Origin of the sequence: Halorubrum sp. CBA1125 (genome assembly GCF_009742825.1) — an archaeon.
Lineage (GTDB): Archaea > Halobacteriota > Halobacteria > Halobacteriales > Haloferacaceae > Halorubrum.
The window spans coordinates 1-3,325 of record NZ_WPCE01000256.1; the positions used below are offsets into that span (position 1 = coordinate 1).

The window sequence follows — 3,325 nt, forward strand, 5'->3', positions numbered from 1 at the left end:
CGTCGACGAGGCCGGCGGCGTCGACCGCGTCGACCGCGTCGGGTTTCCGGCGTTCCTCGGCGACCAGGCGGGCGACGAGGTCCGCGCCGAACTCGCCGACAGACTCGGCGCCGACGTGTTCGAGGTGCCGATGGGCCCGCCGAGCCTCCCCGGGCTCCGCTTAGAGGACCGGCTGTACGACGCGCTCGACGACGCGGGCGTCCGGTTCGAGACCGGGAACCCGGTCGTCGGGATCGACGCGGCCGCGGACGGTCGGATCGAGACCGTCGCCGTCGACCGCAAGGGCCGCGAGACGCCGTACGGCGCCGACGCGTTCGTGCTGGCGACGGGCGGGCTCGTCGGCAAGGGGCTCGACTCGGACCGAGGGGGGGTCCGCGAGCCCGTCTTCGACCTGCACGTCCCGCAGCCCGACGACCGCTACGAGTGGTTCGTCGACGACGCGTTCGGCGACCAGCCGTACGCGCGGTTCGGGGTGCGCCCCGACGAGCGGTGTCGGCCGCTCGACGCCGACGGGACGGTGGCGTACGAGAACGTCTTCGCGGCGGGCGGCGTCGTCGGTGGGGCCGACGTGGCGAGAGAGAAGTCCGCGAGCGGGGTGTCGCTCGCGACGGGAATCACGGCCGGGAGGCAAGCGGCGACGGAGGCCAGCCAATGACACGAGACACGGACGACGGCGGAGACGGCCGAGTCGGAACGGACGACGACGGAAACGAAGCGGACGGCGACGGAACCGACGGTGGATCGGCGCCGGGCGTGCCCAGGCTCGGCCGCGACGAGCAGCCGTCGATCTTCGTCCCCGATGACGGAGATCCGGACCGGATCGACGGCGACGCGGCCGGCGGTGACGCGGCCGACGCGATGAGCGTGACAGACGGCGCGAACACGGCGCGACCGGCCACCGACGGCGGCGTCGAGAGCGCGACCGGCGGGAGCGACTCGACGGAGCTCGACCCGGACGCGTACGACCCGGTCGACGTGTTCCCCGGCGGCGACCTGGACCTCCGCGAGGGCGCCGACTCCTGTTACAAGTGCACGAGCTGTGACACCTCCTGTCCGGTCGCCGAGGTCGACGAGGAGTTCCCGGGACCGAAGTTCCAAGGGCCCGAGCAGTGGCGGCTCAAGCGGAAGGGCGACCACGACATCGACGAGTCGATCACGTCGTGTTCGAACTGCATGCGGTGTGACGACGCCTGCCCCTCCTCGGTACCGCTCTCGCAGATGCACAACGAGGCGCGCGGGCAGTTCGTCGAAGAGCAGATGGAGAAGCTCTCGCGGGAGTACGTGCGGAACCGGATCCTCTCGAACTACCGCTTCTTCGCGTCGATCGCGAGCAAGGTGCCCCGGTTGGCGAACGCGGCGACGAGCGTCCCCGGCGCGACGTGGCTCGGCGAGAAGCTGCTCGGCGTCACGAGCGAGCGCGACTTTCCCGACTTCGCCACCCAGACCTTCCGCGAGTGGTGGCGCGAGCGGGGCGGCGCGCAGGTCGAGAACCCCGACAAGCGCGTGGCGTACTTCCACGGCTGTTACTCCAACTACAACACCCCCGAGGTCGGCAAAGCCATGGTCCGCGTCTACGAGCACTTCGGCTACGAGGTGATGGTTCCCCCACAGAAGTGCTCGGGCACGCCGATGTTCGCGAACGGGATGCTGAAGGACGCCCGCCGGCACGCCGAGACGAACGTCGAGAACCTGGTCGCGGCGATCGGCGACGGCGCCGACGTGATCGCCTCGTGTACGTCGTGTTCGCTCTCGCTGCGCCAGGAGTACCCCGAGCTGTTCGACATCCACGGGATCGAGGACGTCTCCGATCACACCTTCGAGGCGCTGGAGTACCTCCGGATCCACGAGGACGTCGAGGGCGCGCTCGCCGAGCGGGGGGGACTCGACGAGGAGCGCGCGTTCGCGTACCACGCGCCGTGTCACGCCCGCAACCAGGGACTCGCACGGCAGGCCGTCGAGACGTTCCGCGACGTCGAGGGGGTGCGGATGGAGGACGTCGGCGACTCCTGTTCGGGGATCTCCGGGACGTACGGCTGGAAGGAGGAGAAGTACGAGACGTCGATGAAGATCGGCGCCGAGATGTTCGAGCACATGGAGGACGCAGAGGGCGACGTGGGGATGACCGAGTGTCCCACCTGCGCGATGCAGATGGAACACGGCACCGGCTACGAGATCGAACACCCGCTCCAGCTGCTCGAAGAGACGCTCGTCGAGCCCGACCCGCGCGGGTGAACGCAACCCGTGCGTTCATATTCCCGGAGCGGTGACGGGCGGTCATGTTCGACGCGCGGTCCGACCTCGTCGGGGACGACGACCCGTTCCGCGGGTACGGAGTCGCGGTGACGCCGGGACGGGACGGACCGCTGGTGTTTCTCGCGGGGTACGGCGAGCCAAACCGCCTATACGCCCGGAACGGCGACCGCTACGTCGACACCGCCTGCGGCATCGTCGCCGACGGGACGCGCCACGGGATGGGCGTGTGCGCGGCCGATCTCGACGCCGACGGCTGCGAAGAGGTGTACGTCCACAACTGCGCCCGGGAGGCCGACGGCGGCGGCGACCCGGACCTGCTCTTGAGCCGGCTGGAGTCCGACCGGTTCCGCTGGACGGACGCGTTCGCGCTCGACGTGAACGCCGACCGCGACGACCGCCGAGCCGGGCGGTCGGTGGCGGCGATCGACCGGCTCGGAACCGGACGGTACGGCGTCGCCGTCTCCGGCTACGCCGCCCCGCTCGCGTTCTACGAGATCGGCGACGACGGGGAGATAACCGACATGGCGGACGCGGTCGGGCTCGGCGTCGACGGCGGGTGCCGGTCGCTGCTCACCGTCCCGTCGCCGGACGCGCCGGCGACCTGTTCGCGGGCGTCGAGCGGGGACCGAACCGCCTGTTCCGGAACCGCGACGGCCACTACGACCCCGCCGCCGCCGACGCGTCGCTCGCGGATCCGGCGGGCGACACCCGGGGAGCCGCGCTCGTCGACGAGGGCGGAGTGTTCGCCCTCGCGATCGGGAACGAGGACGCGCCGAACCGCCTCCTCGTCCCGTCGTCCGACGGCGGCTTCGCCGACGTGGCGCCGCGGTCGCTCCGCGACGTGGGCGCGGTCCGGACGGTCGTCGCGGCCGACTTCGACAACGACGGCCGCGAGGAGCTGTTCTTCAACGTCCTCGACGGTCCGAGCCGGCTGTTCGAGCGCGTCGCGGACCGCGACGCGGCGGGCGTCGATCCCCCCGGCGCGGACCGGTCACGGTGGCAGCCTGCGGACCCCGGAAGCGCGGCCGAGCCGGACGGCCTCGGCACGGGCGCGGTCGCCGCCGACCTCGAC

The 3,325-nt window shown here is 71.6% G+C and carries 2 protein-coding genes and 1 pseudogene; all 3 read left to right on the plus strand.

Annotation, left to right across the window (positions count from 1 at the left end; all coding sequences use genetic code 11):
• On the plus strand, positions 1–655 hold a 655-nt coding region (gene glpB, locus GJ633_RS15220), incomplete at its 5' end, for a glycerol-3-phosphate dehydrogenase subunit GlpB (protein ID WP_156589474.1).
• 203 nt (positions 656–858) lie between these two features.
• Positions 859–2,232, plus strand: coding sequence for an anaerobic glycerol-3-phosphate dehydrogenase subunit C (locus tag GJ633_RS15225; protein WP_394351168.1), 1,374 nt, complete (start codon positions 859–861; stop codon positions 2,230–2,232).
• Between the two features lie 44 nt (positions 2,233–2,276).
• Positions 2,277–3,325, plus strand: a pseudogene (locus tag GJ633_RS15230) (FG-GAP-like repeat-containing protein); the annotation flags it as partial.